22 protein-coding genes are annotated in these 23,155 nt (G+C 56.0%); 11 read left to right on the forward strand and 11 right to left on the reverse strand.

Features of this window, described 5'->3' with window-relative positions; translation table 11 throughout:
* Positions 1-584 precede the first annotated feature (584 nt).
* Both JJB97_RS02385 and JJB97_RS02390 read left to right on the forward strand, forming a co-directional pair.
* The gene (locus tag JJB97_RS02385) at positions 585-779 is read left to right on the forward strand and encodes a hypothetical protein (RefSeq protein WP_238712208.1); all 195 of its coding nucleotides are present in this window, start codon (positions 585-587) and stop codon (positions 777-779) included.
* Positions 780-970: 191 nt separating this feature from the next.
* On the forward strand, positions 971-1,225 hold the full coding sequence (locus tag JJB97_RS02390) for a putative hemolysin (protein ID WP_238712209.1): 255 nt from the start codon (positions 971-973) through the stop codon (positions 1,223-1,225).
* Between the two features lie 187 nt (positions 1,226-1,412).
* Here JJB97_RS02390 and JJB97_RS02395 read toward each other — a convergent pair whose 3' ends face one another.
* Together JJB97_RS02395 and JJB97_RS02400 are read right to left on the reverse strand one after the other, a co-directional pair.
* The gene (locus JJB97_RS02395) at positions 1,413-1,763 is read right to left on the reverse strand and encodes a DUF488 domain-containing protein (RefSeq protein WP_238712210.1); all 351 of its coding nucleotides are present in this window, start codon (positions 1,761-1,763) and stop codon (positions 1,413-1,415) included.
* 325 nt (positions 1,764-2,088) lie between these two features.
* Complete coding sequence (locus JJB97_RS02400) at positions 2,089-3,288, reverse strand: MFS transporter (protein WP_238712211.1); 1,200 nt, start codon at positions 3,286-3,288, stop codon at positions 2,089-2,091.
* 98 nt (positions 3,289-3,386) lie between these two features.
* On the opposite strand from JJB97_RS02400, the gene JJB97_RS02405 reads away from it, so the two are divergent.
* On the forward strand, positions 3,387-4,199 hold the full coding sequence (locus JJB97_RS02405) for an AraC family transcriptional regulator (RefSeq protein WP_238712212.1): 813 nt from the start codon (positions 3,387-3,389) through the stop codon (positions 4,197-4,199).
* Positions 4,200-4,380: 181 nt separating this feature from the next.
* Here the strand turns inward: JJB97_RS02405 and JJB97_RS02410 are convergent, their stop codons facing one another.
* The 3 genes from JJB97_RS02410 to yeaG all read right to left on the reverse strand — a co-directional run bounded on the left by JJB97_RS02410 (position 4,381) and on the right by yeaG (position 8,523).
* Positions 4,381-4,827, reverse strand: a complete 447-nt coding sequence (locus tag JJB97_RS02410) for a DUF441 domain-containing protein (protein ID WP_238712213.1) — start codon at positions 4,825-4,827, stop codon at positions 4,381-4,383.
* Positions 4,828-5,197: 370 nt separating this feature from the next.
* Positions 5,198-6,481, reverse strand: a complete 1,284-nt coding sequence (locus tag JJB97_RS02415) for a YeaH/YhbH family protein (protein WP_238712214.1) — start codon at positions 6,479-6,481, stop codon at positions 5,198-5,200.
* A 107-nt stretch (positions 6,482-6,588) separates the two neighbouring features.
* Complete coding sequence (yeaG, locus tag JJB97_RS02420; protein WP_238712215.1) at positions 6,589-8,523, reverse strand: protein kinase YeaG; 1,935 nt, start codon at positions 8,521-8,523, stop codon at positions 6,589-6,591.
* Between the two features lie 397 nt (positions 8,524-8,920).
* Between yeaG and JJB97_RS02425 the strand changes: the two genes are divergently transcribed.
* Positions 8,921-9,667 (forward strand): MipA/OmpV family protein, encoded by a 747-nt coding sequence (locus tag JJB97_RS02425; RefSeq protein WP_238712216.1) that lies wholly within the window; start codon positions 8,921-8,923, stop codon positions 9,665-9,667.
* A gap of 309 nt (positions 9,668-9,976) precedes the next feature.
* On the opposite strand, the gene JJB97_RS02430 is transcribed toward JJB97_RS02425, so the two are convergent.
* Together JJB97_RS02430 and gapA are read right to left on the reverse strand one after the other, a co-directional pair.
* Positions 9,977-10,855 (reverse strand): D-hexose-6-phosphate mutarotase, encoded by an 879-nt coding sequence (locus JJB97_RS02430; RefSeq protein ID WP_238712217.1) that lies wholly within the window; start codon positions 10,853-10,855, stop codon positions 9,977-9,979.
* A 98-nt stretch (positions 10,856-10,953) separates the two neighbouring features.
* Positions 10,954-11,949: a glyceraldehyde-3-phosphate dehydrogenase gene (gene gapA / locus JJB97_RS02435; RefSeq protein ID WP_238712218.1), complete on the reverse strand. Its 996-nt coding sequence runs from the start codon at positions 11,947-11,949 to the stop codon at positions 10,954-10,956.
* Positions 11,950-12,294: 345 nt separating this feature from the next.
* Between gapA and msrB the strand changes: the two genes are divergently transcribed.
* Positions 12,295-12,705, forward strand: a complete 411-nt coding sequence (gene msrB / locus JJB97_RS02440; protein WP_238712219.1) for a peptide-methionine (R)-S-oxide reductase MsrB — start codon at positions 12,295-12,297, stop codon at positions 12,703-12,705.
* A 41-nt stretch (positions 12,706-12,746) separates the two neighbouring features.
* Positions 12,747-13,025, forward strand: a complete 279-nt coding sequence (locus JJB97_RS02445; protein ID WP_238712220.1) for a YeaC family protein — start codon at positions 12,747-12,749, stop codon at positions 13,023-13,025.
* A gap of 146 nt (positions 13,026-13,171) precedes the next feature.
* On the opposite strand, the gene pncA is transcribed toward JJB97_RS02445, so the two are convergent.
* The 3 genes from pncA to sppA form a co-directional block, all read right to left on the reverse strand.
* On the reverse strand, positions 13,172-13,822 hold the full coding sequence (gene pncA, locus JJB97_RS02450) for a bifunctional nicotinamidase/pyrazinamidase (RefSeq protein ID WP_238712221.1): 651 nt from the start codon (positions 13,820-13,822) through the stop codon (positions 13,172-13,174).
* A gap of 10 nt (positions 13,823-13,832) precedes the next feature.
* Positions 13,833-14,849, reverse strand: coding sequence for an asparaginase (gene ansA / locus JJB97_RS02455; protein WP_238712222.1), 1,017 nt, complete (start codon positions 14,847-14,849; stop codon positions 13,833-13,835).
* 244 nt (positions 14,850-15,093) lie between these two features.
* Positions 15,094-16,965, reverse strand: coding sequence for a signal peptide peptidase SppA (gene sppA / locus JJB97_RS02460; RefSeq protein WP_238712223.1), 1,872 nt, complete (start codon positions 16,963-16,965; stop codon positions 15,094-15,096).
* A 154-nt stretch (positions 16,966-17,119) separates the two neighbouring features.
* Between sppA and JJB97_RS02465 the strand changes: the two genes are divergently transcribed.
* The 3 genes from JJB97_RS02465 (at position 17,120) to JJB97_RS02475 (ending at position 20,743) form a co-directional block, all read left to right on the forward strand.
* Complete coding sequence (locus tag JJB97_RS02465; protein WP_238712224.1) at positions 17,120-17,671, forward strand: NAD(P)H nitroreductase; 552 nt, start codon at positions 17,120-17,122, stop codon at positions 17,669-17,671.
* A gap of 119 nt (positions 17,672-17,790) precedes the next feature.
* On the forward strand, positions 17,791-18,831 hold the full coding sequence (selD, locus tag JJB97_RS02470) for a selenide, water dikinase SelD (protein ID WP_238712225.1): 1,041 nt from the start codon (positions 17,791-17,793) through the stop codon (positions 18,829-18,831).
* Between the two features lie 4 nt (positions 18,832-18,835).
* The gene (locus JJB97_RS02475) at positions 18,836-20,743 is read left to right on the forward strand and encodes a DNA topoisomerase III (protein WP_238712226.1); all 1,908 of its coding nucleotides are present in this window, start codon (positions 18,836-18,838) and stop codon (positions 20,741-20,743) included.
* A gap of 224 nt (positions 20,744-20,967) precedes the next feature.
* On the opposite strand, the gene gdhA is transcribed toward JJB97_RS02475, so the two are convergent.
* Positions 20,968-22,311 carry an NADP-specific glutamate dehydrogenase gene (gene gdhA / locus JJB97_RS02480; RefSeq protein WP_238712227.1) on the reverse strand — a complete coding sequence of 448 codons (1,344 nt, stop codon included), beginning with the start codon at positions 22,309-22,311 and terminating at the stop codon, positions 20,968-20,970.
* Between the two features lie 226 nt (positions 22,312-22,537).
* Here gdhA and JJB97_RS02485 point away from each other — a divergent pair, with 226 nt between their 5' ends.
* Positions 22,538-22,813: a DUF1496 domain-containing protein gene (locus tag JJB97_RS02485; RefSeq protein WP_238712228.1), complete on the forward strand. Its 276-nt coding sequence runs from the start codon at positions 22,538-22,540 to the stop codon at positions 22,811-22,813.
* A gap of 76 nt (positions 22,814-22,889) precedes the next feature.
* Entirely contained in the window at positions 22,890-23,045 is a 156-nt protein-coding gene (locus tag JJB97_RS18510) for a hypothetical protein (protein WP_263457836.1), read from the forward strand.
* The last annotated feature ends 110 nt before the right edge of the window (positions 23,046-23,155 follow it).

The raw sequence follows: 23,155 nt of genomic DNA on the forward strand, positions 1-23,155 counted from the left end.
CACGAAATTTTAAGTATAGATAACGCTGCAAGCAGTTAAAAAACAAAACTATTTATTTGATTTAAATAGCTAAATTTTGTTGATTTGGCGTGTTTAAATCCCATTTGCGACGATGATTATAAAAATCACCGGGTTAATTGTTTTTGCTAATCTATTGTTTGCGCCACACGGAGTGGTTGACGCTGTCGAACGGATGATTAAATGCAGGAAAGGGGCAATTGTCGCGAGCAAGGCACGTCGATATTTGTGTATAACTTAATGGACTTAAACGCTTTTTTTATTAGTATTTAACGGATAGTAAACTAATTTAATAATCCCTTCAGAGCGACAGTGTTCCGTATGACGAACGCCTCAGCGTAATCAATTAAAACAACGCATAAAAATAGCGCGCTGGCGCTCCGGTTAATGTGGGTGTTTTTTCTACCGGGAGGCTGCGTAGTGGATAAGACGTCCCTGGTTTTTATGCGCGTATCGCTTTTGCATGGGGCCTTAATCAGCAGCAAAATACGGCTGTGACGCTTTGTCTGTAGCGGCGTTTTAGTAGTACGCCGCTTTAAGCACGCGGTGACGGCGGAGGCGGGCGTTTGAGCTATTATCTTCTGGTTGTGGTCTGCATTTATGACCATGGCGTATGTACCTTTGCACGTATCGGCGCGCATACGCTGCCGGTTTACAGTATGCATGGCCTGGTAATGAAATATCCGCTCTGGCAATATGTTTCGCTGCTTCGCGATACGTTATTAAGGCTGGCGGTCGCGCCGGGTCGGCGGCATTTCTGATGAGGCTCTGTCCCGTAACGGGGAGAAAGCCTGCTTGCGCATAAGGAAAGGGCGTCGCTTGCATGATATGGTCAGCCGGCGTTATGCCGCGTCTGCTTTTTCGCAGGGATGAGAAAAACAAAGGGGCCGACATACGTATGCAATAGGGCGTTAACAGAAAATCGATAAATGAAAAATGACAGGAGAGGACAATGAAACATTACGCTATCGCACTGGCGGGGCTGTTAGTAAGCGGGTGCGCGCAGCACGAGAGAAGCGCGCCGCCTGCGCCGCGCATTGGCATGCCTAACCCTGCCTCTGTCTGGTGTAAGCAAAAGGGGGGGACGCTGGTGCCGGTACAGACGCCACGGGGCGTTATCGCCAACTGTAAATTACCCAGTGGCGAAGTGGTGGAGGAGTGGACGCTGTGGCGCCGCGATCATCCTCAATCGGGTAAAGGGAGCTGATGCTGTTTGGGGCCGTGCTGCCGGCATGGCCTGAACGCAGGAACGGGCATGGTTATCGGGCGCGGCCGACGCGGCGTGAAGAAAAATATGCAGTCTTGTCGGCTGTGAACGTGCGGCTTGCCCGTTGGATAAAGCGCGCGGCCCGCGTAATGCGCTAAACGCGCAATAAGTTCAGCGTGAGCTTATATCAGGGGGCGGTTTTGCGTAGATATTCGGCTAATACCAGAGCGTGATTTTGCCGGGTGTCCCGGGCAGCGTAGAGCAGCGTGAGCGTTTGCTGATGGCCAAGCTGCGCCAGTCGTTTTACCACTTCAGGCCGTTCATCCAGCTCGCCACGGTAGCGTGCGCTGAAATGGGCGAAATCAAGCCGATCGCTGTGAAACGCTTTGCGTAATTCGGTGGAAGGCGCAATATCTTTGCACCATTCGTCATACGCCAGATCGCTTTTTTTCACGCCGCGCGGCCACAGCCTGTCCACCAGTACACGATAGCCGTCTTCTGCGACGGCGCGTTCACAGACGCGTTTACACTGAATCATGCCTCCTCCCAAAATGGGTCGCGCTCAGGCGACAGAATAAAAGTGATATGATTAACCGGCGATCTTCTTTCGACGTTTGCCTGTATTAGCCCGCCCATATTGCTGTTGTGACTGAGTATAACCCTCTCCCTGTTTACTGGCGATTTCGATACGTTGAGGCACCGGAAAGCCGTGCGGGTTGGGTGGCGATGGCGCGGCATTTTCTATCCGGGGCCTGAACCTGTGTCCGGCACCTGCGGCCGGGGGGCTTTAGCGACGGTTTTTACTGCGCTGCTTTCGCCGCACGGGCCGGCCATTCATCATGACCGGGCCGCGTTCGCTAAACTTAAGTTGTATGTGGTTCTGGCGTCAGCTCGCGGTTGCGCCCGGCACAGGCGCCGGCCCAGGCCATGACCAGAGTAATGAGTGCGATAAGCGCCAGCGCCAGCCCCCAGCCGTGGCTTGCGTCGTGCAGTTTACCGATAGCCGGCGGCCCGCAGGCTGCCAGCAGGTAGCCAACGCTTTGCGCCATGCCCGATAGCGCGGCGACCTGGTGCGCCGTTCCGGCCCGCAGCCCGATAAACGTCAGCCCGAGGATCATTGTCGCACCGGAGCCAAAGCCAAACAGCGTTACCCACAGCGCCGCAAGGCCGGGAAGCAACCATAATCCGATAACGCTCACGCCGCACAGCAGCGCGACCAGGGCTGCAATGCCGCGCTGATCTTTCAGCCGCGCCAGTAGCAGACCGATAAATAATCCCGGCGCAGCAGTCGCCAGTTGCATCAGGCCGTGCAGTGAGCCCGCCTGGGCGGCGTTCATACCGTGGCTGACCAGAATTGCCGGCAGCCAGCCAACCACCACGTAATAGATAAGTGAGTTCAGCCCGAGAAACAGCGTGACTTGCCAGGCGAGGGGCGAACGCCACAGCGTACGCCCCTGAGCGACTGACGCGGCGGCAAGGCCGGTCGCGCTACGGCTGCGCAGTCGCCCCAGCCACAGTAGCAGCGCCAGCAGCGGGAAAAAAGACAGCGCCAGCAGCGCGCCGCGCCAGCCAAAACCGGCGCTGGCTATTGGCACCATCAGCGCTGAACCGACGGCGGCGGCAACCCCCATCGTCAGCGAGTATGCGCCGGTAAGACGCGCCACATGTCCGGGAAAATCGCGCTTAATGATAGCGGGCAGCAGCACGTTGCCGAGCGCGATGCCGCAGCCGATGATAAACGTACCTGCCCAGAGTTGACTTTCCCTACCCGCAGAGCGCAGCGTAATGCCGATACATATTAATACCAGCGCAGCGCAGAGGCTGCGCTCCATACCGATATGGCGCACAAGCCTGGCCGCCAGCGGCGAGGCAAGGGCGAAAGCCAGCAGCGGCAGGGTGGTCAGCAGGCCGGTTTCAGCGGTGGTAAGGCCAAATACGGAACGAATATCGCCAAGCAGCGGCGCGATGCCGGTAAACGTTGCGCGCAGCGAGGTGGCGATGGCGAAAATGCCAAACAGGCTAAGCCAGCGTTCACTGGCTTTGGGTAAAGCGGAATTATTCATGATTTGCTCATTTACAAAACGGTGCCTACAGGGTAATACCTGAGCAAGAAAGACAAAATAAGCTATATTGACAATTTATCGCTAAATTCGGACAACTTATGGCGCGGGATTTAGATCTTGAGGGGTATGATCCGGACAGCAGTACGGTACCGGCGATAGCTTTTCATATTCAGGTACACGAACGCGATCGTGAAGTGGCGCGCCACCGGCATCGTAAAGGGCAACTGATCCTGGCGCTGCACGGCGGCGTGACCTGTGAGGTGGATAACGCTATGTGGATGGTGCCTTCGCAGCACGCGGTGTGGATCCCGGGTCTGATGCCGCATATTAATCGGGTTACCGCCGGCGCGCGGCTGTGTTTTTTGTTTATTGAACCGGGGGCGGTGGATATGCCCACGCGGTGCTGCTCGTTAAAAATCTCGCCTCTGGTGCGTGAGCTGATTCTGGCGCTGGCGGCGCGCGACGTTTCACAGCTGCAGGAGGCCCCTTCAGAGCGGCTGGTGCAGGTGTTATTCGACGAGCTGCCGGGGTTGCCGGTAGCAGGGCTGCATCTTCCCGTGTCCGACCATCCAAAAATACGTACAATCGTCGCGGCTATCGCGGCTGAACCGCACAAGCGATGCACGCAGGCCGAGTGGGCGGCGCGGCTGGCGATGAGCGAACGCAGTCTGCTGCGGTTGGTTGTTCGCGAAACCGGGTTGAGCTTTCGCCGCTGGCGCCAGCAATTACAGCTTATTATCGCGGTGCGCGGGCTGATTGAAGGCCAGACGGTGCAGCAGGTGGCGCAGGCGCTGGGCTATGAATCCACCACGGCGTTTATCACACTGTTCAGAAACGCGCTCGGCCAAACGCCCGGGCGCTGGCTGGCAACGATGCAGGCGGCTGAGCACCGTTATGGCGCGGCGTTATAACGGCGTTCAGCGCAGCTCGTCGGCTTCGACCCGAAATGGCCGTTAGAGAAATCTGGACGCTAACGCGTAGATTTTCGGCGTTAACCATAGAAGACAACGCCTTGTTTTTCCTCTTTGTTATGAGTTTGCCCCGTCCGTGACGTTTTCCCGTCAGGAACCGTCTGCGGGATATGCGCGACAATCACTGTTTACCAATAATTAGCGAAACCAGCCCGGCGGCAATAAGCGGGCCGACCGGTACGCCGCGAAACAGCGCTACGCCCAGAATCGTTCCTGCCAGCAACCCGGCGACCAGCGTCGGCTGACTGCTCATCAGCGTAACTCCGCGCCCGCCAAGCCAGGACACGATAATCCCTACCGCTATCGCCACCAGTGATTTCCAGTTCAAAAAGGCGCCGTAAAGCGTGGAGGGGGGAAGGTTGCCGCTGGCGATCGGGGCCATGACGCCGATAGTCAGAATGATAATGCCAACCGACAGCCCCTGTTTTTCAATCCACGGGAAGAGGTGGCTAAGCGGCGTGAGCCGGATAATAATCAAAACCAGAATAGAGATGGCCACCGTTGTGTTATGGCTAATAAAACCCAGTGCGGCCAGCGCCAGCAGTATCAGCAGCGTGCTGTCAAACATAGTGCGTATCCTGTATCCCTGCCAAAAAATAGATATGTGCTGTATTTGTTACGCCGCGAAGGATGGCGCGAGTTTTGATTTACGCACGATATGCGGCGTGCGGCGAGTGTTTTTATGCGCTTTCAGTAGATTAAACGTTATACCAGGTTGGAAGAGAGTCTATCGCTGCGATCGCAGCCCCGGAATTGACGCGATTCGGCGGCGCGCAGGGGGTAAACGCGCCGCCACGGCCCTGTATTACCCGTTTTTTATTGCGTAATGCAGGCGTAGCTCAAAGACGCGGTTCGCGTTGTGTACTGATGCGCAAACTATCACAGAAGCGCTCTTTGCCAGCCGTAAGGCGGCCGCCGAAGGGGCGGTCGCCGGCAGGTTAACCCGAGGCTTCGCTGGATTGTTTTTGAAACAGTTCTCTGAATACCGGGTAAATATCTTCCTGATCGCGAATATGCTGCATGGCGAAGTTTTCATACTGCGCCTGCAGATGTTCGTATTCACGCCACAGGGTTTGGTGCGCGCGACGGGTGATTTCAATGTAGCTGTAATAACGCACGGCCGGCAGGAGCTTATGCGCCAGGATTTCATGGCACAGCGGCGAGTCATCGGCCCAGTTGTCGCCGTCTGAGGCCTGGGCTGCGTAAATATTCCACTGCGCCGGGTTGTAGCGCGCCTTTACCACTTCATCCATAAGCTTCAGGGCGCTTGAAACAATGGTGCCGCCGGTTTCCTGCGAATAGAAAAATTCATGTTCATCCACCTCTTTTGCCTGGGTATGATGGCGGATATAGACCACTTCGACGTTTTTATAGGTGCGGCTGAGGAACAGGTAAAGCAGGATATAAAACCGTTTGGCCATATCTTTCGTAACCTGATCCATTGAGCCGGATACGTCCATCAGGCAGAACATCACCGCCTGGCTGGAAGGCTCCGGGCGTTTTTCGTAATTTTTGTAGCGCAGGTCGAATGTGTCGATGAACGGCACTTTTGCGATACGTTCGCGCAGTTCGGTAATTTCTTTACGCAGCCGCTCTTCTTCCAGCAGTTGCGCCGGTTCGCTTTTGGCTACCTGTTCAAGCGCGCCTTCCAGCTCGCGTAATTCACGACGGCGGGCCGCAGTCATCGCCGTGCGGCGCGCCAGTGAGTTTTGCAGCGAACGCACAACGCTGATATTGGCCGGCACGCCGTTTGCCGTGAATCCCGCGCGGTGGGTTTTGTATTCCGTTAGCTGACGTTGCTGATTTTTTCTCAGGTTTGGCAGCGCCAAATCCTCAAACAGCAGATCAAGATACTCATCTTTGGAAATCTGGAAGACAAATTCATCCTGCCCTTCGCCGTCAGGGCTGGCCTGACCCTGGCCGCCGCCGGAGCCGCTGGCGCCGCTCTGCGGGCGTTCGATACGATCGTTTTGTACGAAGTGATCGTTTCCGGGATGAACGCGATGGCGTTGGCCGCCGCGTCCCTGGCGGAATACCGGTTCGCTGATATCGCCGTTGGCAATGGATACCGACTCGCCGCTGTCTACATCGGTGACGGAACGTTTATTAATGGCCCCGGAGATCGACTGTTTAATTTGCGTCTTGTAACGGCGCAGAAAGCGCTGGCGATTCACTGCGCTTTTATTTTTGCCGTTAAGACGTCGGTCAATGAAATAGGACATAGTTCCCCCAACAGCTTCTGTCCGGTGCACAAAGGCGCTGCGGATGCCCGCAGCCTTTTTCCTCTGCTATGCCGTGCGTAATTTATTGCACGGCGACGCATTTCGCTTTATGACGATTTACGCACGCGCAGATACCATTCACACAGCAGGCGCACCTGTTTGCGGGTGTAGCCTTTCTCCATCATACGGTCGACAAAATCGTCGTGCTTTTTCTGCTCGTCAGTGGAGGTTTTGGCGTTGAATGAAATGACCGGCAGCAACTCCTCGGTATTAGAGAACATTTTCTTCTCAATCACCGTGCGCAGCTTTTCGTAACTCGTCCAGTTCGGGTTGCGGCCGTTGTTTTGCGCTCTGGCGCGCAGTACGAAGTTTACAATTTCATTACGGAAATCTTTCGGATTACTGATGCCCGCCGGTTTCTCGATTTTCTCCAGCTCGGCGTTCAGGGATTCGCGATCAAAAAGCTGCCCTGTGTCAGGGTCGCGGTATTCCTGGTCCTGAATCCAGAAATCGGCATAGGTAACGTAGCGGTCAAAAATATTCTGGCCGTACTCCGAATAGGATTCCAGATAGGCAGTCTGGATCTCTTTGCCGATAAACTCGGCGTATTTGGGGATAAGATAGCCTTTCAGGTGTTCCAGGTAACGTTCAGCCTGCTCCTGAGGGAATTGCTCGCGCTCAATTTGCTGCTCCAGAACAAAGAACAGGTGTACCGGGTTGGCCGCCACCTCTGCATGGTCAAAGTTGAACACGCGCGAGAGGATCTTAAACGCAAAGCGCGTAGACAGGCCGTTCATGCCTTCGTCCACGCCCGCATAATCGCGATACTCCTGATACGATTTGGCTTTCGGATCGGTATCTTTTAGCGTTTCACCGTCATAGACCCGCATTTTAGAATACAGGCTGGAGTTTTCCGGCTCTTTCAGGCGAGAAAGAATAGAGAAGCGCGCCAGGGTTTCCAGCGTGCCCGGCGCGCAAGGCGCGTGGGTGAGTTCGCTGTGGTTAAGCAGCTTCTCGTAGATCTTCATCTCTTCTGAAATACGCAGGCAATAAGGCACTTTGACGATATAAACGCGGTCAAGGAACGCCTCGTTGTTTTTATTATTGCGAAACTGCACCCATTCCGATTCGTTAGAGTGGGCAAGAATAATGCCGTTAAACGGCAGCGCGGAGATGCCCTCGGTACCGTTGTAGTTGCCTTCCTGGGTGGCCGTCAGCAGAGGGTGCAGCACTTTAATCGGCGCTTTAAACATCTCGACAAATTCCATAATCCCCTGGTTGGCGCGGCACAGGGCGCCGGAATAACCATAGGCGTCCGGGTCGTTCTGGGCGTGATTTTCCAGCTTGCGGATATCCACTTTCCCCACCAGCGCCGAGATGTCCTGGTTATTCTCATCGCCGGGTTCGGTTTTGGCGATAGCTATCTGTTCAAGTATTGACGGCCACACCTTCACAACGCGAAACCGGGTGATATCGCCGCCGAACTCGTGCAGGCGCTTGGCCGCCCACGGGGACATAATTGTGCCGAGGTAGCGGGTGGGGATGTTGTACTCTTTTTCCAGGATCTGCGCGTCTTCCTGTGGGTTAAACAGGCACAGGGGATGGTCATTGACGGGGCTGCGTTCGCCGTTTGCGCTCAGTACGTAAATAGGTACACGCTGCATCAGCGCCTTCAGGCGCTCGGCCAGCGACGATTTACCGCCGCCCACGGGGCCAAGCAGATAAAGGATTTGTTTCTTCTCTTCCAGCCCCTGAGCGGCGTGTTTAAGATAAGAGACAATCTGCTCGATGGCTTCTTCCATGCCATAAAACTCTTCAAACGCCGGGTAGCGGGCGATCACGCGGTTTGAAAAGAGACGGGACAGCCGCGGTTCCAGGGCTGTGTCGACCATGACAGGTTCACCGATAGCCATTAACAGCCGTTCGGCCGCATTGGCATAGGCGCTGCGGTCCTGGCGGCAGACAGTAAGAAACTCCTGTAGTGTGAACTCTTCGTCCTTGGCCGCTTCATAACGCTGGCGATAGTGATCGAATATATTCATGGCATGCCGTCCTTTCATTTTTTAGCACAGGTGATAAGAGCCGTTCATAAGAATAGTGGAGGCTCCCGAAAGTTGTACACTGACACCGCAGCCCAGGCGGGGCGCTGGCTCAGGGTTTAGCACCTACTTCACATAAGCGTAGATGTATTTAAGAAACTTGCATCCAGCCCGGAATAATTTCCAATGACATATCAATAACTCATCTGCCGGCAACGTATCTGCTTACAAAAAACAGGCTGTGAAACACAGCATGCGAGCGCGGTTGTGAATATGCTGCGCGCGCGAATCGGAGAACTTACTGTGTTTTCAGGTATTGAGAGGAAGTAAAATGCCAGGAGAGCGAAGGAGAATGCTACACTTCGCTCGCTGATTATTTGATTAAAGGATTGAACACATTGTGACCAGATTCAAATTTCTGCTACTGTCTGCGCTTGTTGCAGGTTCAATGAATTCGGCGTACGCAGAAGGCAAGTGGTCGCTTGGCGCAGCGGCCTTAGTCCAGAGTTACCCGTATAAAGACGTGGATACCAAAGTCTATCCTGCGCCGATTATTGGTTATGAAGGGGAGCGCTTTTATTTCCGTGGTTTTAACGCCGGGTACTACCTGTGGAATGATGAAACGGACAAGCTATCGGTAACGGCGTGGTATAACCCGCTGCATTTCCGCCCAAAAGATAGTGATGATGCTGGCCTGCGCCGCCTTGATTACCGCAAATCCACGATGATGGCCGGGCTGTCTTACGCCCACTATACCCCTTATGGCTTCCTGCGCACCGTGCTTGGCGGCGATGTGCTGGGCGAGAGTAACGGCATTGTCTGGGATCTGGCCTGGCTTTATCGCTACAGCAGCGGCGGCCTGACTTTGACGCCGGGGATTGGCGCAACCTGGAACAGCAAAAACCAGAATGATTACTATTATGGCGTAAGCCGCCATGAATCTACCCGCACCGGGGTGGGGCGCTATGATGCCGATAGCGACTGGAATCCTTATGTTGAGCTAACGGTCAATTATCGTCTTAACGATAGCTGGAGCGTATACGGCATGGGCCGCTATATTCATCTGGGCAGCGAAATCAAAGACAGCCCGATGGTGGATACGTCCTGGAATGGCATTGTGCTGACGGGCGTAACTTACAGCTTCTGATAATGACGAGGCCATCTGCGCAAACCCGGTGAGTTTAATGCTAAAGAGGGCAAAAACACGTTTTTGCCCTCTTTATTCTCTTTATTGCGAGATTGCGAGCGGCTGAAAACTGATATTGAATGCCGCCACGCTGCGGCGGGGCAGTGTTGTTTTCCCCACGCTGAATAAAGGGTCGCTGCAAAACCGGATAAAACAACGGCCCGGGCTTAACGCTATTCATTGTCGATTGCGTAAGCAGGGTATAAAAGCCGCATCTGTTTTCAGGCGAATAGATGCCGGTTAGCTTAGCCAACCGGCAGCAGTCCAGGTTTATTCCACCACGCGCAGCGTGACGCTAAGGCAGGAAGGCGCCTGCGGGCGCGCCCTTTGCGGCGTATTGATGGCGGCCGTCTCCACACAAACGAAGGTTTGATAGCCATCGTCCGGCATGTCTCCCATGCTGGCAGATAGCGCCGGGCCGGGATTCCAGCCCACAACGTTGCTATGGTGGCGGTGCGCGACTTCAATCACGCGATGCAGGCGGGCATCGTGGATCAGGCTGCGGGCCTCAGGCGCGAGGTAGATGCGGTCGGTACGGTCCGGGAATGTCTGTACGCCGTCCGCCAGCTCGCCTTCGCCGCCGGCGACTTTATCCACATACCGCTTGCCAAGCCCGCTCACCTTCACATCATTGATATTCCCTACATTAAAGTAGCTGTGCAACGCGCAGGTGGTTTCAAAATCCCCGTGCGCCTCCAGCGCAATATTGCAGGTCTTTGCGAGGGAAAAACGGGCGTAAAGCGTGAACGCGTGCGGCCACTGGCGAAGCGTATCGTCGCTGGATTTTAGCGTAAGCGTTAGCTCCACGCCTTCGTCGGTTTCCTGATAAGCGTCCAGCTTCCACGGCAGGTTACGGACAAAACCGTGTGCGGGCAGGCCTTCCTGCGCCGCCGGGCCGAACCACGGCCAGCACAGCGGCACGCCGCCGCGAATGGCTTTGCCGCGTGCGAAGGCGGTTTTATCGCTCAACCACAGCACCTCCTCTTGCTCCTGCGGCTTCCAGGCCAGCAGGTGAGCGCCCTGTAGCGCCACGGCGGCGCGTACGGCGGGGTGGTTGACGACCAGAATGTCCAGTTCGCCCATCTGGCGGCGGGTCAGCGACGGTGTCAGTATTTCCTGCTCCGGCAGGGTAAAAATGGTGGCAATCATCAGCGCATCCTCTGTCATTGATCCGTAAGCGCAGGCTGCGGCAGAAACAGAAAAGGGCGACCGAAGTCGCCCTTTATCAATCACTGCCTCATCTCGTCTTATTTGGAGATATGAGCGATCAGGTCCAGAACTTTGTTAGAATAACCGGTTTCGTTGTCATACCAGGAAACCAGCTTCACGAAGTTGTCGTTCAGCGCGATACCGGCTTTAGCATCGAATACAGAAGTGCAAACTTCGCCGTTGAAATCGGTGGAAACCACGTCGTCTTCGGTGTAGCCCAGAACGCCTTTCATGTCGCCTTCGGCGGCGGCTTTAACCGCAGCTTTAATCTGCTCGTAGGTTGCCGCTTTTTCCAGACGCACGGTCAGGTCAACAACAGAAACGTTCGGCGTCGGAACGCGGAAAGCCATACCGGTCAGTTTGCCGTTCAGTTCCGGCAGAACTTTGCCTACCGCTTTTGCAGCGCCGGTAGAAGACGGGATGATGTTCTGAGCCGCGCCACGGCCGCCGCGCCAGTCTTTGTGAGACGGGCCGTCAACGGTTTTCTGCGTTGCGGTAGTCGCGTGAACGGTAGTCATCAGGCCTTCGATAATGCCGAAGTTGTCGTTGATAACTTTCGCCAGCGGCGCCAGGCAGTTGGTGGTGCAGGAAGCGTTGGACACGATGTCCTGGCCGGCATATTTGTCGAAGTTAGCGCCGCGAACGAACATCGGGGTGTCGTCTTTAGACGGGCCGGTCAGCACAACTTTTTTCGCGCCGGCGGTGATGTGTTTACGCGCGGTTTCGTCGGTCAGGAAGATACCGGTTGCTTCAGCGACAACGTCAACGCCCACTTCATTCCACTTCAGATTAGCCGGGTCTTTTTCAGCGGTAACACGGATTTTTTTACCGTTAACGATCAGATGTCCGTCTTTCACTTCAACAGTGCCGTCGAAACGACCGTGAGTAGAGTCGTACTTCAGCATGTAAGCCATGTAGTCTGCGTCCAGCAGGTCGTTGATAGCAACGATCTCAATGTCAGAACGTTTCTGAGCGGCACGGAAAACAATGCGACCGATACGGCCAAAACCGTTGATACCTACTTTGATAGTCATATATTCCACCAGCTATTTGTTAGTGAATAAAAGGTTGCCTGTAAAATTACAAAAACCTTACGCAGCGTCAAGCGGAATCGTGTCAATCATTGCGACAAATCAATCCGCTGAATCACCGATTTGCGTCCGATTTGCCTTCACTCTTCCTGTCGGCTGCAACCCACATGGGGGCAATACGCAGGATTTTAAAGGGGAAGAGCGGTAAATGTGTGAGCAGGGTCACAAATACGCCCTGGGCTGTACCCGTTGGAGGAGTGTAGAACAAAAGTTGCCACCTTGCTGTTAATGTTTTGTTATAATCCCGGCTATCCTTGAGAGCGAAACGTCGTGTTAAGCAGGTGTATTATGTCCGACAGCAAAACCTCTGAAACATTAAAAAAGCGCCTCTCTGAAATGCAGTTTTGGGTCACGCAGCAGCGCGGCACGGAACCGCCGTTTACCGGACGCTTGCTGCACAATCAGCGCGATGGCGTATACCATTGTCTGGTATGCGACGCGCCGTTGTTCAGTTCACAAAGTAAATTTGATTCAGGCTGCGGATGGCCGAGTTTTTATGAGCCGGTGAGTGAAGGGGCTATTGAGTATATCGAAGACAATTCACACGGTATGCAGCGTATTGAAATTCGCTGCGGCAAGTGCGGGGCGCATCTTGGCCACGTTTTTTCTGATGGACCGCAGCCTACCGGCGAGCGTTATTGTGTGAACTCTGCGTCGCTGAGTTTTTCAGACGACGACGGCGAACAGGTAAAGGGATAAAGAAACGTTTCAGCTCACTATTCCAACAGGAGACGGACACCGTGAATATTGATGAACTGATTAGCGCTGTTACGCCGCAGGTGTATGAGCGGCTGTCCACGGCCGTGGCGCTGGGGAAATGGCCGGACGGGGTAGCGCTGACGCCAGAGCAAAAGGAAAACGCGCTTCAACTGGTGTTGCTGTGGCAGGCGCGCCATAACAGCGAGCCACAGCATATGACGGTTGGCACCGATGGCCAGATCGTAATGAAAAGTAAACAACAGCTAAAAGCGCTGTTTGGCATTGGGCCTGAGGCGATTGCCACGCTTAAGCCGGAATAAATCCGGCGCGCGAGGCGCTCCGGAGCGGCGAAAAGGCGGTGAAGGGTTAACGCCACGCCATAAAAACAGCGCAGGCGGCAGGCTGCGCCGCCTGCGGTTTTTCACGCTATTGTTTTAGCCTGCCCTACAGGGCGCAGCGTCGTTTTTTAATGCCCGCGAGGGTCTTGTTCCAGCCAGTCAGCAAGCGTATACAGCCTGGCGCCTGCCGCCGCCATCTCCCGCAGCGCCAGAGCGCTGTCCTGTGCGCCGATGTTGACGCCGCGGCATCCGTCGGTAATGACGTTGACCCGGTAACCGAGCCGCAGCGCGTCGAGCACCGTAAATTTTACGCAGTAGTCAGTGGCAAGCCCCATGACAATCAACTCGTGAATGCCGTGATGCGCCAGCCAGCCGTTAAGCTGCGTTTGCTGGCGCCGGCCATTGTCAAAAAACGCGCTGTAGCTGTCAATGGCCGGGTTTTCCCCTTTGTAGAATACGGCGTCAATCGCCTGTTGCTTAAGCTGCGGATGCAGCGCCGCACCGTCAGTATGCTGTATGCAGTGATCCGGCCACCAGGTCTGGGGCAGGCCGTCCAGTTCGCCCTGGGTAAAAGGCTGCGTCTGCTGCTGGCTGGCAAAGCTGCCGTGGTTGGCCGGGTGCCAGTCCTGGCTTGCCAGTACCGCATCGCCGCGCGTTTTACACCAGGCTATAAGTGCGTTGGCGACGTCAGGCGTGCTGTCGGCATCCGCCACGGCCAGCGCGCCGCCGGCACAAAAATCATTTTGCAGGTCGATAATCAAAAGCGCGCGTTGCGTCATAGCGTTCTCCTTATTCATCAGTGGTGAGCTCGCCGCGCAGGTTCTGCGTCATGGCGCTGCGAATGTCGTCTGCGGCCAGCTTTTTGCTCAACAGCCAGTGTAGTTTGGTTAGCGTGGCTTCCACTGTCATATCGGCGCCGCCCACTACGCCTGCCTGCGCCAGCGCGTTGCCGGTGGCATAGCCGCCCATGTTTACCTTGCCGGACATGCACTGGGTGAGGTTGACCACGACGATGCCGCGTGCGCTGGCCTGCCTGAGTTCATGAAGAAAATCGCTGTTTTGCGGCGCGTTGCCCACTCCGTAGGAGCGCAGGATCAGCGCTTTCACCGGCTGGCGCAGGAAATTTCTCACCATATCGGCGCAAATGCCCGGATAAATGGTCACCACGCCAATCGGCTGCGGCGTAATATTATGGACGACCAGCGGGCCGCTTGCGCCGGGGGCAGGCGGCGTATTCAGGCGGCGAATATGGATACCGGCTTCCAGCAGCGGCGGCAGATTCGGCGAGGCAAAAGCGTCAAAGCCGTCAGCGTGCGCTTTAGTGGTTCGGTTGCCGCGATAAAGCCGGTTGTTGAAAAACAGCGTAACTTCGTTAATCGGGTAGTTGGCGGCAACAAACAGCGCATTAAGCAAATTGGTTTGGCCGTCGGAGCGCAACTGTGCGAGTGGGATTTGAGAGCCGGTCACAATAACGGGCTTTGCGAGGTTTTCGAGCATGAAAGAGAGCGCCGAGGCGGTGAACGCCATCGTATCGGTTCCGTGCAGGATAACAAAGCCGTCGTATTCGTCGTAATGGTCGCGTATATCCTCGGCAATATGCTGCCAGTCGTCCGGCGTCATATCCGATGAGTCCATCAGCGGCTGGTATTCATGAATGGTGAAGGCCGGCATTTCGGGGCGGTGGAATTCCGGCATTAGCGCAAGCTGGCGCTGTAAATGGCCGGAGACCGGAATATATCCCTGCTCAGAACGCTGCATACCAATAGTCCCGCCGGTATAGGCGACATAAATAGATTTTTTTTTCATGAAATAACCCGGGCCGCGAAGAAACAGGGGCAGAGTATAGTGGGGTAGACGGAAAAAAACAGCCCGCAGCGCGGGCTCAGGTTGTTGACAAAGAAGGAAAAAACGGGGTTTTACCTTCTTTGTGATAAGCAGGCGAAAATCAATGCATTGATTTTCCTTATTTTTTATTGCGTTTCACCCATCCTGTCCGCGACAGGATGGGGTTTGTCAGCAGTTTCAGCCCGCAGCGCGGGCTTTTTATGGATTAACGCACCTGGCCGCAGCGCAGACAAATCGCGTAGCGGTTGCGTGGATCATTCAGTATTGACAACTTCTCGCTTCCGGCCCTCAGCGCTTCGGCAGTCTGCGCCAGCGGCGCGGGCAACAGCGCCTGTAGCGTTTGAGGCAGCATTGCGCGCACCGAGCCGCTAAAGCCGCTGATGAGGATATCCAACAGAGCGGGGTCATCCTGAATGTAGCGCAGATGCCAGCTTTTCAGTTTCGCCAGTTCGGCTGCTTTTTTCACCGCGTCGTCAAAATCGCCGAGGCTGTCCACCAGCCCGTTGTTTTTCGCATCAAGCCCGGTCCAGACGCGGCCTTTGGCAATCTCATTGACCTGTTCGACCGTTTTCTTACGGGAGGCCGCTACGAGGTTAATAAAGCGCAGGTAGCCGTTCTCAATACTCAACTGCATCATCTGGCGCACTTCGTCCGGCAGAGCCTTGGTCACGGTCACGTCGGCCAGCGGCGATGTCGCCACGCCATCGGTATGGATGCCAATGCTGTCGAGACTGTTCTCTAATGTATTAATAATGCCGAAGATGCCAATTGAGCCGGTGAGTGTGGTGGGGCTTGCGATGATGTAATCGGCAGGCGTGGAGATCCAGTAGCCGCCCGACGCGGCCATGCCGCCCATTGAGACGACCACCGGCTTGTTAGCCGCCTTCGCCGCCGCCAGTTCTTCACGAATCGTTTCGGAGGCGGTAACGCTGCCGCCGGGGCTGTTTACACGCAGCACAATTGCTTTCACGTTTGCATCCAGACGTGCGTCGCGAATCTGTGACGCCGTGGTGTCGCCGCCGACGTTGCCCGGCGTTTCCTCGCCGTCCATAATGGCGCCGCTGGCATAAATTACAGCGATAGCGCCGCCGCGCTCCGGCGCTTTTTTCACAGGATAGTCGTAGTAGCTGATGCCCTGATAAATTTTCTCCTTTGACGCCTTCGGCGTTTTCGAATTCAGCGTAAACTGTTTGGCCAGCGTGGCGCTGAACTGCGCCGCCGTGCCGAGCTTATCGACCAGCTTATGATCGAGTGCGTACCGGGCGGTATCGCCGCCGTTTTTCTTCAGCGCATCAATGATCGGCTGGGCGCCTGGAAACACCTGCTGCGCCGGTATTTTTCGATTTGCCGCGACGGTTTCAAGGTAGCCGTTCCATAACTGGCCCAGCCAGCGGCTGTCCGCTTCGCGCGCCGCATCGGACATATTGTCGCGTAAATAGGGCTCTACCGCCGATTTATAGGTGCCGACGCGGAAAACGTGTGTGGTGACTTTCAACTGATCGAGCAGTGACTTGTAATACAGGCCGTTAGTGGCGAAGCCATGCAGATCGACTTCACCCTGCGCGGACATCCAGATGGTGTTGGCGAAGCTTGCCAGGTAATACTGGCTCTGGGAGTAGTTATCACCATAGGCGTAGATGGGTTTGCCGCTGTCGCGAAACGCCTGGAGCGCTTTACCGATATAGCGTAATGAGGGCTGATCGCCGCCGGCGAAGTTGCTCAGATCCAGCACCATGCCGGTGATATGCCTGTCACCCTGCGCCTGGCGTATGGCGTCTACAATATCGAATAGCGAATTTTCCTGGAGGCGGTCGGAACTTGCGCCGAACAACTGGCGGCCAATCACGCCCAGTTTGTTACTGACGCCAGGTTTATCCACCACCACACCGGAAATATCGAGCAACAGCGCGCCCTCACGCACCGGCTGGGAGGCCCCGGTGTGAAACTGCATCCAGATGCCCAGGCAAATCAGGACAAAGAGAATAAAAAACAGATTTAATACCAGGTTTCTGACAAAGTTGAGCAGCCGCCAGCTCCCTTTGAAAAAAACGGCGACAGCTCGCCATAGTGTATGCATATTTTCTCCATTGCAGCATGAATGGCCGCACCGCAGCCAGAATGATGAACATCCTAAATATCCGCCGCCGAAATGTCAGCATGAATCGCCTGTGCTGACACAATTGGGGTCGCTGTGCTAGCTTCTTTGCCATATTACCAACAGGAGCTACCAGATGGATGCATTAGAACTGCTCGTTAACCGGCGCAGCGCGTCGCGCCTGGCTGAACCGGCCCCGGCCGATGAAGCGCTGGAAAACATTTTGCGTGCCGCAATGCGTGCGCCGGATCACGGCACGCTGCAACCCTGGCGTTTTTTCCTGATTGAAGGCGAGGGGCGCGAGCGTTTCAGCCAGTTGCTTGAGGCCGCTGCGCTGGAGATCGGGCTGGACGATAAGGCGCGTGAAAAAGCGCGCAGTTCGCCGTTTCGCGCGCCGCTTATTATCACCGTAGTGGCGCACTGCACCGAACATCATAAAGTACCGCGCTGGGAGCAGGTGGTTTCTGCCGGCTGCGCGGTGGCGGCAATGCAGATGGCGGCGGTCGCTCAGGGCTATAACGGCATCTGGCGCAGCGGCCCCTGGATCGATAGCCCCAGCGTGCGCTCTGCGTTCGGTTGCCGCGAGCAGGATAGCATAGTCGGCTTTCTCTATCTTGGCACCCCCCAGCTTAAGGCTTCCACCACTATCAGCGTGCCGGATACCACGCCTTTTGTACGCCGCTTCTGAATGACGCGCGTGGGGCTGCGCGGATTGTGAGCGGTTGCAAGGCAATTCAGTTAGCCGTACTTATCAGCCCGGCGTTCTGGCGCTACCATAGGCCACGTTGCTAATAACAGGAGAGATCCATGAACGAGCCTATTCGTTTGACGCAATACAGCCACGGCGCCGGCTGCGGCTGCAAAATTTCCCCGAAAGTGCTTGAAACAATCCTGCAAAGCGCGCAGGCGAAGTTCACCGATCCGCAGTTGCTGGTGGGAAATGAAACCCGCGACGACGCCGCCGTTTACGATCTTGGCAACGGTACCAGCGTTATCAGCACGACTGACTTCTTTATGCCGATTGTCGATTCCCCGTTCGACTTTGGCCGTATTGCCGCCACAAACGCCATCAGCGATATCTATGCTATGGGAGGCAAGCCCATTATGGCGATAGCCATTCTTGGCTGGCCGCTGGATAAACTGGCGCCTGAAATTGCCCGCGAAGTAACCGAAGGAGGGCGCCACGCCTGTCGCCAGGCGGGTATTGTGTTGGCAGGCGGCCACTCTATTGATGCGCCGGAGCCGATTTTCGGCCTTGCTGTGACCGGCATTGTCCCTACCGAGCGGGTGAAGAAAAACAGCACGGCGCAGGCAGGCTGCAAACTTTATCTCACCAAGCCGCTTGGCATTGGCGTATTGACCACGGCTGAAAAAAAATCGCTGCTTAAACCGGAACATCGGGGGCTGGCGACGGAGGTTATGTGCCGCATGAATTGCGCGGGCGCCGCCTTTGCCGGGCTGGACGGTGTGAAGGCTATGACCGACGTTACCGGTTTTGGTTTGTTGGGTCATTTAGGGGAAATGTGCGAAGGCGCGGGCGTGCAGGCGGAAATTCGTTATGACAGCGTGCCGAAACTGCCGGGTGTGGAAGAGTATATCGCGCTGGGCTGCGTACCGGGCGGCACCGGACGCAACATTGCCAGCTATGGCCATTTTCTTGGCGAAATGCCGCAGGCCTGGCGCGATCTGCTTTGCGATCCCCAGACGTCTGGCGGGCTGCTGCTGGCTGTTGCGCCAGACGCGCAGGCCCAGACGCTGGCGCTGGCGCAGGCGCAGGGCCTGACGCTTGCTGCCATTGGCGAATTAAGACAGGCCCAGGCGGGGCGTCCGATGATTGAGATCCGCTGATTACATGCGGTTATTTATCGCGGAAAAGCCGAGCCTTGGGCGTGCCATTGCCGATGTGTTGCCAAAGCCGCATCGTCGCGGCGATGGCTTCATTGCATGCGGCGACGGCCAGATAGTCACCTGGTGCGTCGGCCACCTGCTGGAGCAGGCGCAGCCGGATGCCTATGACAGCCGCTTTGCGCGCTGGAACCTGGCAGATTTGCCTATCGTGCCTGAAAAGTGGCGGCTGCAGCCGCGCCCGTCGGTCGCCAAACAGCTTAACGTCATCAAAAAGCTGCTGCAGGAGGCCAGCGAAGTAGTACACGCCGGCGACCCGGATCGCGAAGGCCAGTTGTTGGTGGATGAAGTGCTCGACTACCTGGCGCTGGCGCCGGAAAAGCGCCAGCGGGTGCAGCGTTGCCTGATTAACGATCTCAACCCGCAGGCGGTGGAGCGCGCTATTTCACGGCTGCGCGCCAACAGTGAATTTGTACCGCTGTGCGTATCGGCGCTGGCCCGCGCCCGCGCCGACTGGCTTTACGGCATTAATATGACTCGCGCCTGGACGCTGCTTGGACGCAACGCGGGCTATCAGGGCGTGCTGTCGGTTGGCCGCGTGCAGACGCCGGTGCTCGGCCTGGTCGTGCGCCGCGATGAAGAGATTGAAAACTTTATTCCCAAAGATTACTTCGAGGTCAAAGCGCATATCGTCACCCCTGCCGGCGAGCGTTTTGTTGCCACCTGGCAGCCCAGCGAATCGTGCGAACCCTGGCAGGACGAAGAGGGACGTCTGCTGCACCGTCCGCTGGCGGAGCACGTAGTCAGGCGTATTACCGGGCAGCCTGCGTGGGTGACGGCATACAGCGACAAGCGTGAGACCGAGGCCGCCCCGCTGCCGTTTTCACTCTCCAGCCTGCAAATTGAAGCGGCGAAGCGTTATGGCCTCAGCGCTCAGACGGTGCTTGACGTTTGCCAGAAGCTTTATGAAACCCATAAGCTGATTACCTATCCACGTTCTGACAGCCGTTATCTTCCCGAAGAGCATTTCGCCGGGCGACACGCTGTTATCAATGCCATTAGCGTGCATGCGCCAACGCAACTGCCGCAGCCTGTGGTCGATGTCGATCGCCGTAACCGCTGCTGGGACGATAAAAAGGTGGACGCCCACCATGCAATAATCCCTACGGCGCGCAGCAGTGCGGTGAAGCTGAGTGAAAATGAAAGCAATATTTATGCGCTGATAAGTCGCCAGTATCTGATGCAGTTCTGTCCGGATGCGGTGTACCGCAAATGCGTTATTGAGCTGGATATCGCCAGCGGTAAATTTATTGCCAAAGCGCGCTTTCTGACTGAAGCGGGCTGGCGTACGCTGCCTGGGGCGAAGGAGCGTGATGAAGATAACGACGGCGCGCCGCTGCCGGTGGTGGCGAAAGGCGATGAACTATTGTGTGAAAAAGGCGAGGTGATTGAAAGGCAAACTCAGCCGCCGCGCCACTTTACCGATGCCACGCTGCTTTCTGCGATGACCGGTATCGCCCGTTTTGTTCAGGATAAGGCGCTGAAAAAAGTGCTGCGCGCCACCGATGGCCTTGGCACAGAGGCCACGCGCGCGGGCATCATCGAACTGCTGTTTAAGCGCGCTTTTCTTATCAAAAAAGGCCGTTTTATCCACGCCACCGAGGCCGGGAGAGCGCTTATCCACGCGCTGCCGGAGATGGCGGCAAGGCCGGATATGACCGCGCACTGGGAATCGGTGCTGACGCAAATTAGTGAAAAGCAGTGTCGCTATCAGGACTTTATGCAACCGCTGGTGAATACGCTTTTTGAGCTGATTCAGCAGGCGCGCAATACGCCGGTAAAACAATTCAGAGGAATCGTTGCGCCGGCGAGCAGCGACAAAAAGAAAAAATTCAGGAAAAAGAAACCGGCCTGAGCGGCGCTGGCTGCCGTGATATGTCGCCAGGCAGCGGCGCTTATCCCTGCTCAGCATGCGCCGGTTAATCAAAACAGAGGGGCATGGCGGGTAAACGTTCAGGCTCAGTTCGCCCGTTTAAACGCTCCCGCGGCGGCGGGGAGCATAAGACCGGGCGCTTTTCGCACCCAGTCAGGCTTCTCCCATGTTCCGCCTGACCGGGCGCCGCCCCGCCCGGTATCGGCTCAGATAACCCCTTGTCCCAGCATGGCGTCAGCAACTTTCACAAACCCGGCGATATTTGCGCCGCGCACGTAGTTGGTCTGTTTTGCTTCACCGCCGTATGCCACGCAGGCATGGTGAATATCGAGCATAATGTGGTGTAAACGGGCATCCACCTTCTCCGCCTTCCAGCCCAGGCGTGCCGCGTTTTGCGCCATCTCCAGCCCTGATGTGGCCACGCCGCCTGCGTTCGCTGCTTTCCCCGGCGCAAACAGCACGCCCGCCTCAAGGAACAGGTCGGTCGCATCGATAGTGGTGGGCATATTGGCCCCTTCGGCGACGGCTTTGACGCCGTTTGCAATCAACAGGCGCGCTGCGTCGGCATGCAGTTCGTTTTGCGTGGCGCAGGGCAGGGCGATGTCCACCGGTACGGACCACGGCTGTTTACCTTCCATATAGGTCAGGCCAAACTCGCGGGCATAGTCGGATACGCGCCCATCGCGGCTGGCTTTAATTTCGCACAGGCGCGCCAGTTTTTCTGCCGTAAAGCCCGCTTCGTCAACCACGGTGCCGCTGGAGTCGGATGCGGTAATCACCCGTGCGCCAAACTGCATGGCTTTTTCAATGGCATATTGCGCCACGTTGCCGGAACCGGATACCGCCACGCGCATACCTTCAAGGCCCAGGCCGTGTCGTTTGAGCATTGCATCGGTGAAGTAAATAAGGCCATAACCCGTGGCTTCAGGGCGAATCAGGCTGCCGCCAAACGAAAGCCCTTTGCCCGTAAACACGCAGGCGCTGTCGTTGGAAAGCTTTTTCATCATCCCAGCCATATAGCCGACCTCGCGTCCCCCCACGCCGATATCGCCCGCCGGTACGTCGGTATCTGGCCCCAGATGACGATAAAGCTCGGTCATCAGGGCCTGGCAAAAGCGCATGACTTCGCCTTCGCTCTTGCCTTTTGGATCAAAATCGCTGCCGCCTTTTCCGCCGCCCATTGGCAGAGTGGTGAGCGCGTTTTTAAAGGTTTGTTCAAAACCGAGGAATTTAAGAATCGACAGGTTCACGGAAGGATGGAAACGCATTCCGCCTTTATAAGGGCCAATCGCCGAGCTGAACTGCACGCGCCAGGCGCGGTTAACCTGCACCTGGTTGCGATCGTCCACCCATGCTACGCGAAACTGAATAACGCGCTCAGGCTCCACCAGCCGCTCAAGCAGGGACATTTCACGGTAACGGGGATTTTGCTCGAGAAACGGCCACAGGGTAGTCATCACTTCGCGAACGGCCTGCGCGAATTCGCTCTGATGCGGGTCGCGCTGTTGAATATGGGTTAAGAATGTTTCAAGAGAGCCTGTCTGATCCATAGATATAAGTTCCTCTTTTGGGTGAGATAAGTATGTTGTTGATTGGTGTAAGGTGTCGTTTTTTTCGACTATACCACCCGTGCCGCTTTGTAAAGCAAGTAAAAAATGAGGCTAAAAACATTTTTAACATTAATAAAACCAATGAGTAACTAAAAATAAAATAAGAAATTAAAGTTCCGGCGTGGTTCAGCCGTTAATAAACTCGTTAGCAAAGAGGATAAAAAAGATGAGCCGTTTCGTTATTGCAGGGTTGTTGGCGCTGTGGTCAGCAGGCGTACAGGCCGACAGACAACCCCGACCGGGTATAGAGCTGAACGTCGCGCCTGAGCTCTTCAACCACAGGGGGCAGCGTGCGCAGCCCTGTAACCGGTGCTGCGTTTATCAGGATCAAAATTATTCACAGGGCGCGGTCATCAGGGTTGGGAGCGTGCTGTTGCAGTGCCAGCGTGATGAGAAAACGGTCGGTACAAACCCGCTGCTCTGGCGTCGCATAAGAGAATAAATGCCAACGGCAGCGGCATAACCGCAGACGCGAGACGAAACGCCCGGCCTACGCCACGCAAATCTGATGTGGCGGCATGGCGTCGCTCGCCGCTAAAAGTGGTTACGTGTCAGGCGTGCAGGCAGATAAGACGCTGCGATATTACCCGCTGATGGCTGGCGACGTAGCGGGCGAGCTGCAAACCCTGCGCCTCAGGGCGTTCGCGCGCCAGCGCCTGCTTTCGCTTTTCTGAAGGCGCGCGGCGAGCGCTGCATCAATCTTTTGCCGTCTTTTTCAATAATTGAGGCCACGTTATCAGCGGTTTTTAGCACGTTCGTCAATACTTTCTGGTAAAAACCGACA

The sequence above is a fragment of the Tenebrionibacter intestinalis genome, assembly GCF_016632365.1.
Taxonomy (GTDB): Bacteria; Pseudomonadota; Gammaproteobacteria; order Enterobacterales; family Enterobacteriaceae; genus Tenebrionibacter; species Tenebrionibacter intestinalis.

Excerpts from the sequence above, each read along its gene's own strand:
- msrB (WP_238712219.1), top strand. The coding sequence starts at position 12,295 with ATGTCCGACAGCAAAACCTCTGAAACATTAAAAAAGCGCCTCTCTGAA.
- JJB97_RS02465 (WP_238712224.1), top strand. The coding sequence starts at position 17,120 with ATGGATGCATTAGAACTGCTCGTTAACCGGCGCAGCGCGTCGCGCCTG.
- JJB97_RS02410 (WP_238712213.1), bottom strand. The coding sequence starts at position 4,827 with ATGTTTGACAGCACGCTGCTGATACTGCTGGCGCTGGCCGCACTGGGT.
- gdhA (WP_238712227.1), bottom strand. The coding sequence starts at position 22,311 with ATGGATCAGACAGGCTCTCTTGAAACATTCTTAACCCATATTCAACAG.
- selD (WP_238712225.1), top strand. The coding sequence starts at position 17,791 with ATGAACGAGCCTATTCGTTTGACGCAATACAGCCACGGCGCCGGCTGC.
- JJB97_RS02405 (WP_238712212.1), top strand. The coding sequence starts at position 3,387 with ATGGCGCGGGATTTAGATCTTGAGGGGTATGATCCGGACAGCAGTACG.
- JJB97_RS02395 (WP_238712210.1), bottom strand. The coding sequence starts at position 1,763 with ATGATTCAGTGTAAACGCGTCTGTGAACGCGCCGTCGCAGAAGACGGC.
- ansA (WP_238712222.1), bottom strand. The coding sequence starts at position 14,849 with ATGAAAAAAAAATCTATTTATGTCGCCTATACCGGCGGGACTATTGGT.
- JJB97_RS02390 (WP_238712209.1), top strand. The coding sequence starts at position 971 with ATGAAACATTACGCTATCGCACTGGCGGGGCTGTTAGTAAGCGGGTGC.
- JJB97_RS02415 (WP_238712214.1), bottom strand. The coding sequence starts at position 6,481 with ATGTCCTATTTCATTGACCGACGTCTTAACGGCAAAAATAAAAGCGCA.
- gapA (WP_238712218.1), bottom strand. The coding sequence starts at position 11,949 with ATGACTATCAAAGTAGGTATCAACGGTTTTGGCCGTATCGGTCGCATT.
- yeaG (WP_238712215.1), bottom strand. The coding sequence starts at position 8,523 with ATGAATATATTCGATCACTATCGCCAGCGTTATGAAGCGGCCAAGGAC.
- sppA (WP_238712223.1), bottom strand. The coding sequence starts at position 16,965 with ATGCATACACTATGGCGAGCTGTCGCCGTTTTTTTCAAAGGGAGCTGG.
- JJB97_RS02430 (WP_238712217.1), bottom strand. The coding sequence starts at position 10,855 with ATGATTGCCACCATTTTTACCCTGCCGGAGCAGGAAATACTGACACCG.
- JJB97_RS18510 (WP_263457836.1), top strand. The coding sequence starts at position 22,890 with ATGGCGTCGCTCGCCGCTAAAAGTGGTTACGTGTCAGGCGTGCAGGCA.
- JJB97_RS02400 (WP_238712211.1), bottom strand. The coding sequence starts at position 3,288 with ATGAATAATTCCGCTTTACCCAAAGCCAGTGAACGCTGGCTTAGCCTG.
- JJB97_RS02485 (WP_238712228.1), top strand. The coding sequence starts at position 22,538 with ATGAGCCGTTTCGTTATTGCAGGGTTGTTGGCGCTGTGGTCAGCAGGC.
- pncA (WP_238712221.1), bottom strand. The coding sequence starts at position 13,822 with ATGACGCAACGCGCGCTTTTGATTATCGACCTGCAAAATGATTTTTGT.
- JJB97_RS02475 (WP_238712226.1), top strand. The coding sequence starts at position 18,836 with ATGCGGTTATTTATCGCGGAAAAGCCGAGCCTTGGGCGTGCCATTGCC.